The sequence below is a fragment of the Streptomyces sp. CB02056 genome (assembly GCF_001905545.1).
In the GTDB taxonomy this organism is placed as follows: Bacteria; Actinomycetota; Actinomycetes; order Streptomycetales; family Streptomycetaceae; genus Kitasatospora.
In genome coordinates this window covers 659,824-666,697 of record NZ_LIPD01000009.1, presented here as the reverse complement: position 1 = coordinate 666,697, position 6,874 = coordinate 659,824, and the positions used below count along the sequence as shown (strand labels likewise).

Below are 6,874 nucleotides of genomic sequence, written 5' to 3'. Positions count from 1 at the left end.
AAACTCTCCGTGAATGTTTACTCGGCCCCGACAATCAAGCAGGGCCGGTCCACACCCGCGTTGAGCGGCACGGCAACCACCGGAATAGGGCGGCCCCGCGCACTGCGTCCTCGCTAGTGTTTGTTTCAAAAGGAATCTCCAACCCCAGTCGCAATGACCGAGGCCGGGGATGTCAACATATCTGGCGTTGACTTTTGGCACGCTGTTGAGTTCTCAAGGAACGGACGCTTCCTTCGGACCGCCTTCCAGCGGACCCTCCGGGCTTCGTTCTTTCGTGTTTCCAGCTTATCAGACGTTTTCCGCTCCGTTTTCCGGAGTTTCATTCATCGGATTCGCTTTCCGCTTTGCCGCCCCGGTCTCCCGCGGCGACTCCGGAACTGTACGGGCACCGGCCCGCCACATGCAAATCGTCCCGCCCCGCTGTCGCGGGACGGGACGATCCGTCGTTCGAGCACCGTCAGGCGCGGCCCATCTCCTCGGCGATGGCCGCCGCGAAGGCGTCGATGTCGGCCTCCGTGGTGTCGAAGGCGCACATCCAGCGGACCTCGCCGGTGTGCTCGTTCCAGAAGTAGAAGCGGTAGCGCTTCTGGAGCCGCTCGCTCACCTCGCGCGGGAGGATCGCGAACACCGCGTTCGCCTGGGCCGGGCGGACCACCTCGACGCCGTCGATCTTCCGGACCGCGGCCTCCAGGCGGCTGGCCATCGCGTTGGCGTGGCCGGCGTTGCGCAGGTAGAGGTCGCCGGAGAGCAGGGCCTCGAACTGGACCGAGACGAAGCGCATCTTCGAGGCGAGCTGCATCGAGGTCTTGCGCAGGTACGTGATGTTGCGAACCCGCTCCGGGTTGAGCACCACCACGACCTCGCCGAACAGCAGGCCGTTCTTCGTCCCGCCGAAGGAGAGCACGTCGACGCCCACGTCGGTGGTGAAGGCGCGCAGCGGCTGGCCGAGCGAGGCGGCGGCGTTGGCCAGGCGGGAGCCGTCCACGTGGACGAGCATGCCCAGCTGGTGGGCGTGCTCGGTGATCGCGCGGATCTCGTCGGCGGTGTAGAGGGTGCCGAGCTCGGTGCTCTGGGTGATGGAGACCGCGAGCGGCTGCGCGCGGTGCTCGTCGCCGAAGCCCCAGGCCTGCTGGTCGAGCAGCTCGGGGGTGAGCTTGCCGTCCGGGGTGGGGACGGTGAGCAGCTTGATGCCGCCCATCTTCTCCGGGGCGCCGCCCTCGTCCACGTGGATGTGGGCGGACTCGGCGCAGACCACCGCGCCCCAGCGCGGGAGCAGGGCCTGGAGGGCGACCACGTTGGCGCCGGTGCCGTTGAAGACGGGGTAGGCCTCGGCCTTGTCGCCGAAGTGGCGACGGAAGACGTCCTGGAGGTGGGCCGTGTAGTCGTCCTCGCCGTAGGCGATCTGGTGGCCGCCGTTGGCGAGGGCTATCGCGGCGAGGACCTCCGGGTGCACGCCGGCGTAGTTGTCGCTGGCGAAGCCGCGGACGGCGGGGTCGTGCCGCCGTACCGCGTCCGTACGGGTGAGGTCGGTCATCGGGCTGTCAGCCACAGGTGCTGTCCGTTCAGTTCTGCTGCGGGGCGGTCCCAGAGGCCCGCCAGGTGTCCGGCGAGGTCGGCGGTGTCGGTGAAGCCGGCGAACTTCGCCTCCGGCTTCTCGGCCCGCATTTCGGGACTGACCAGCGCCTTGATGACCAGGATCGCAGCCGCCGCGGTGGGCTCGCCGTCGGGGGCGGTGGTCTCCTTCTTGAAGGAGTCGGCCATGGCGAGGGTCCACGCCTCGGTGGCGGCCTTGGCGGCCGCGTAGGCGGCGCCGCCGGCGGTGGGCTTGTGCGCGGCCGCGGCGGAGATCATCGCGTAGCGGCCGGCGGTGCTGCGGACCAGCGCGGGCTGGAAGGCCAGCGAGGTGTGCTGGAGGGTGCGCACGACGGTGTCGTGCAGGAAGTCCCAGTCGTCCAGCCGGGTGTCGAAGAAGGTCTTGCCGCCGCGCCAGCCGCCGACCAGGTGGAACAGGCCGTCGACGTGGCCGTGCTCGGACTCCAGGTGGTCGGCCCAGTCGTGGACCTCCTGGGGGTCGAGCAGGTCGATCACCTGGCCGCTGACCTTGGCCCCGCGGACGGCCACCCGGGTGGCGTCCAGCGCGGACTCCAGGCGCTGGGCGTCGATGTCGGCGCCGATCACGGTGGCGCCGTCGGCGGTGAGGCGGCGCAGCACGGCGCGGCCGGCCGGGCCGCTGGCTCCGGCGACGGCGATGACCTTGCCGGCCAGCGGGGCGTTGGTGGAGGTGGTCACGCGGCGGCTCCCTGGATCCCGGCGCCGGTGATGCCGGCGGTGGCGGCGATGACGCCGCTCAGCTTCTTGTTGAGGGCCTCGTAGAACATGCTCAGCGGGAACTCGTCCGGGAGCACGGCGTCGCAGAGGGCCTTGTTGAGGGCCTTGCCGTCGGTGATGTCGAGCGGCAGGGCCTCGGAGCCCTTCGCCCAGGTGGAGGCCGGGTGCGGGGTGAGGTAGCGGGAGACCAGCTCGTACGCGGCGATCCAGTGGGCCGGCTTCGGCCGGTCGATGCCGTCGCGGTAGAGGGTCTCGATCTCGGCGCAGAGCGCGTTGGTGACCTGCTGGGCGCGCTCCCAGTCGATGCTGAGGCGGTTGTCGCGCCAGCGCAGCGCGTCGTGCTTGTGCAGGTAGGCGAAGAGCAGCTGGCCGCCGAGGCCGTCGTAGTTGCGCACCCGGTCGCCGGAGACCGGGAAGCGGAACAGGCGGTCGAAGAGGACCGCGTACTGGACGTCGCGGGCGTGCGGGTTGCCCTCGGTCTCCAGCTGCACCGCCTCCTTGAAGGTGGTGAGGTCGCAGCGGAGCTCCTCCAGGCCGTACATCCAGAACGGGCTGCGCTGCTTGATCATGAAGGGGTCGAACGGCAGGTCGCCGTGGCTGTGGGTGCGGTCGTGGACCAGGTCCCACAGGACGAAGGTCTCCTGCGCGCGCTGCTGGTCCTGGAGCAGGCCCTCGGCGTCGGCCGGGATCTCCAGGCCGAGCTGCTGGACGGCGCTGGTGGTGACGGCGCGGAAGCGCGCGGCCTCGCGGTCGCAGAAGATGCCGCCCCAGGTGAAACGTTCCGGCGCCTTGCGCACGGAGACCGTCTCGGGGAAGAGCACGGCGGAGTTGGTGTCGTAGCCGGCGGTGAAGTCCGTGAAGGTGATCGGCACGAACATCGGGTTGTCGAAGCGGGTGCGCTCCAGCTCGGCCAGCCAGTCGGGCCACACGACGCTCAGCAGGACGGCTTCCAGGTTGCGGTCCGGGTTGCCGTTCTGGGTGTACATCGGGAAGACGACCAGGTGCTCCAGCCCGTCCTCGCGCTGGGCGGCGGGCTGGAAGGCGAGGAGCGAGTCCAGGAAGTCGGGCTCGCGGTAGCCGGTGTCGGCCCACTTGGCGAGGTCCGCGTCGACGGCGGCCAGGTAGGCGGCGTCGTGCGGGAAGTTCGGAGCGAGCTCCTGGACGGCGGCGCGGACGGTCGCGACCAGCGGGTCGACCGTGTGCCGCTGGACGGCGGCCAGGTCGATCGAGCCGTCCTTCGACTGGAGCGGGCGCAGCGTCTCGACGGCCTCCTTCAGGCGCAGCCAGGCCGGGTGGCCGGCGAGGGTCGAGACCGGGGCGTCGGCCGCCACAGCGAGCCTTGGCGAAAGATTCTGCATCGTGGACTCACTTCGACAGGAGTTATTTCAACGGGAACACCATAAGTACGAAAGGTTCTCCCGTTCAAGGGGGGCCGGACGGGCAAAGTTCCGGCGCACCACCGCTCCGGCGCGGAAACCTTCGGCGAGAGGCGGGTTGTCCGGCATGTGGACAGTGATCTGGATGTTCTGGACAGATGCGCCGTTCTGATGCGAACCTCCCCGCATGCTCCCGGCGGTGATCACGGTGGCCGTACGCCACGACAGCCCGTTCCGGGCGCCCTCCCGTCGGCACGTCTGCCGTCGCTGTCGCTGTCGCGCGCGCGGCCTCTGCTGCCGCTGTCGCCGCTGTTGTTGACCGGCCTGCCGCCGACCCGGCTGCCGCCGGTCCGGCTCGGGGGGCGCCGCGGACGCGGGCCCGTACGCCGACCATGCCGCGTGTGTTCCGGCGCCGCCACCGGGGGGAAGTGACCCGCCGGGATGCGGGCCGCCCGTCGCGCCCTCCCGTGCCCCTCACCTTCCTTCCGTCCCGCCGGTCCTTTCCCTGGAGCCCCGTCATGACCCTCCGCAAGCCGTCCGCCGTACTGCCCATCGCCGCGCTGGTCGCCGCCGCGGCCGTGCTGACCGCCTGCGCGCCGCAGGACTCGAAGTCCGACGCCGCCCCGGGCGCCTCGGGCGCGGCCGGGACGGCGGCGGGCTGCGCACCGGGGGCGCTGGCCACGCGTACCGCCGGGACGCTGACCGTCGGCACCGACAAGCCCGCGTACGACCCCTGGTTCACCGAGGACAAGCCGGAGAACGGCAAGGGCTTCGAGTCCGCCGTGGCCTACGCGGTCGCCGAGAAGCTCGGCTACCCGAAGGAGAAGGTCAGCTGGGTGGTGGCGCCGTTCAACAAGGCGACCTCGCCGGGTGCCAAGGACTTCGACTTCGACATCAACCAGGTGTCCGTCAGCGACGAGCGCAAGCAGGCGGTGGACTTCTCCTCCGGTTACTACGACGTGCGCCAGACCGTCATCGCACTGAAGAACTCCAAGGCGGCGGGGGCCAGGAGCATCGCCGACCTCAAGGGCGCCAAGCTCGGCGCGCAGGTCGGCACCACGAGCCTGGACACCATCACCGACACCATCAAGCCGAGCACCCGGCCGGCCGTCTTCGACTCCAACGACCTGGCCAAGGCGGCGCTGAAGAACGGCCAGATCGAAGCGCTGGTGGTGGACCTGCCGACCGCCTTCTACATCACCGGCGCCGAGGTGCCGGAGGCCCAGGTGGTCGGCCAGTTCGAGGTGTCCTCGCGGGCCGAGCAGTTCGGCCTGGTGCTGGACAAGGGCTCCAAGCTGACCGGCTGCGTCTCGCAGGCGGTGGACGCGCTGCGCGCCGACGGCACGCTGGCGAAGCTGGAGAAGCAGTGGCTCTCCGACGCCGTCTCGGCACCGGTGCTGAAGTGAGTGCTGACCTGGGCCCCCGGCCGAGCGGGGAGTCGTCGGGCCGGGAGGGCTCAGTGGACCTCGCCAAGGCCCCGGCGGTGCGGACCGGGGCGCCGGCCGCGGAGGACGGCTACCGCCCGTCCGAGCGGCGGCTGGCGCACGAGGCCTACCGGCGCTCCCGGGCCCGCCGCTCGGCGCTGATCGCCACCGCGTCGACCCTGGCGACGGCCGTCGTGCTCTACCTGCTGGTCGTCAACTCCCCCGGCTGGGAGGTGACCCGGCGGACCTTCTTCAACCTCGACTACGCCCGCCAGGCACTGCCCGAGGTGCTGAAGGGGCTGCGGCTGAACCTGGAGCTGATGCTCGGCTGCGGGGCGCTGATCCTGGTGTTCGGGCTGCTGCTGGCGGTGCTGCGGACGCTGCGCGGGCCGGTCTTCCTGCCGGTGCGGCTGCTGGCCACCGCGTACGTGGACTTCTTCCTCGGGCTGCCGATGATCATCTGCCTGCTGGTGATGATCACCGGGGTGCCGGCGCTGCGGCTGACCGGGGTGACCACCGATCCGCTGCTGCTGGGCGGGGCCGCGCTGGTGCTGACGTACTCCGCGTACGTCTCCGAGGTGTTCCGCTCCGGCATCGAGTCGGTGCACCCGAGCCAGCGCGCCGCGGCCCGGTCGCTGGGGCTGACCAACGCGCAGGCGATGCGGTACGTGGTGCTGCCGCAGGCCGTCCGCCGGGTGGTGCCGCCGCTGCTCAACAACCTGGTGAGCCTCCAGAAGGACACCGGGCTGGTCTCGATCGGCGGGGCGATCGACGCGGTGTACGCGGCGAAGATCATCGCGGCCCGGTCCTTCAACTTCACGCCGTACCTGGTGGCGGGGCTGGTGTTCATCGTGCTGACCATTCCGTTGACCCGGTTCGCCGACTGGCTGACCACCCGGATGAACCGCCGCCAGCTGCAGGGAGGTGCGGTGTGACGTCGAGCGAGGTGCTCCGGCTGGAGTCGGTGCGCAAGACCTTCGGCGAGCAGGTGGTGCTGCGCGACGTGGACCTCGCCGTGGCCGAGCACTCGGTGACGGCGCTGATCGGGGCGTCCGGCTCCGGCAAGTCCACGCTGATGCGCTGCGTCAACCTGCTGGAGGGGATCGACGACGGGGCGATCTTCCTGGACGGTGAGGAGATCACCGATCCGCGCGCGGACGAGGACGCCGTACGGCGCCGGATCGGCGTGGTGTTCCAGTCGTACAACCTGTTCCCGCATCTGACGGTGCTGGAGAACATCACGCTCGCGCCGCGCCGGGTGCACCGGGTCGCCCGGGCCGAGGCGGAGGCGCGGGCGCTGGAACTGCTCGACCGGCTCGGGCTGGCGGCCAAGGCGAAGGAGTACCCGGACCGGCTGTCCGGCGGGCAGCAGCAGCGGGTCGCCATCGTGCGCGCGCTGGCCACCGGGCCGCGGCTGCTGCTCCTGGACGAGATCACCGCGGCGCTCGACCCGGTGCTGGTCGGCGAGGTGCTGTCGGTGGTGCGGGACCTCAAGGAGCAGGGGATGACGATGGTCCTCTCCACCCACGAGATGGGCTTCGCCCGCGAGGTCGCCGACCGGGTCTGCTTCCTGGACGGCGGGGTGGTGCTCGAACAGGGGCCGCCGGAGCAGGTGTTCGGCGACCCGCGGGAGGAGCGGACCCGGCAGTTCCTCAGCCGGGTGGTCGCCTCGGGGCGACTCCAGGGCTGAGCGGGCACGCCCGGCCGGCGGGTACCGCGTTCTGCGGCCGGGGCTTGCCACGAGGC

6 protein-coding genes are annotated in these 6,874 nt (G+C 70.9%); 3 read left to right on the top strand and 3 right to left on the bottom strand.

Annotation, left to right across the window (positions count from 1 at the left end):
* Positions 1 to 457 precede the first annotated feature (457 nt).
* The 3 genes from AMK13_RS26935 to AMK13_RS26925 are packed head-to-tail and all read right to left on the bottom strand — an operon-like array spanning position 458 to position 3,686.
* Complete coding sequence (locus AMK13_RS26935) at positions 458 to 1,534, bottom strand: threonine aldolase family protein (RefSeq protein ID WP_049650550.1); 1,077 nt, start codon at positions 1,532 to 1,534, stop codon at positions 458 to 460.
* Positions 1,531 to 2,289: an SDR family NAD(P)-dependent oxidoreductase gene (locus AMK13_RS26930; protein WP_079272480.1), complete on the bottom strand. Its 759-nt coding sequence runs from the start codon at positions 2,287 to 2,289 to the stop codon at positions 1,531 to 1,533. The genes AMK13_RS26935 and AMK13_RS26930 overlap by 4 nt, the downstream gene beginning before the upstream one ends.
* Entirely contained in the window at positions 2,286 to 3,686 is a 1,401-nt protein-coding gene (locus tag AMK13_RS26925) for a DUF6421 family protein (protein WP_049650551.1), read from the bottom strand. Before AMK13_RS26925 ends, AMK13_RS26930 begins: the two co-directional genes overlap by 4 nt.
* Before the next feature lie 536 nt (positions 3,687 to 4,222).
* On the opposite strand from AMK13_RS26925, the gene AMK13_RS26920 reads away from it, so the two are divergent.
* Genes AMK13_RS26920 through AMK13_RS26910 form a run of 3 tightly spaced genes read left to right on the top strand, consistent with a single transcriptional unit; the run spans position 4,223 to position 6,818 of the window.
* Positions 4,223 to 5,110: an ABC transporter substrate-binding protein gene (locus tag AMK13_RS26920; protein ID WP_074004392.1), complete on the top strand. Its 888-nt coding sequence runs from the start codon at positions 4,223 to 4,225 to the stop codon at positions 5,108 to 5,110.
* Between the two features lie 53 nt (positions 5,111 to 5,163).
* Entirely contained in the window at positions 5,164 to 6,063 is a 900-nt protein-coding gene (locus AMK13_RS26915; protein WP_074004391.1) for an amino acid ABC transporter permease, read from the top strand.
* Positions 6,060 to 6,818 carry an amino acid ABC transporter ATP-binding protein gene (locus tag AMK13_RS26910; protein WP_274538702.1) on the top strand — a complete coding sequence of 253 codons (759 nt, stop codon included), beginning with the start codon at positions 6,060 to 6,062 and terminating at the stop codon, positions 6,816 to 6,818. Before AMK13_RS26915 ends, AMK13_RS26910 begins: the two co-directional genes overlap by 4 nt.
* The last annotated feature ends 56 nt before the right edge of the window (positions 6,819 to 6,874 follow it).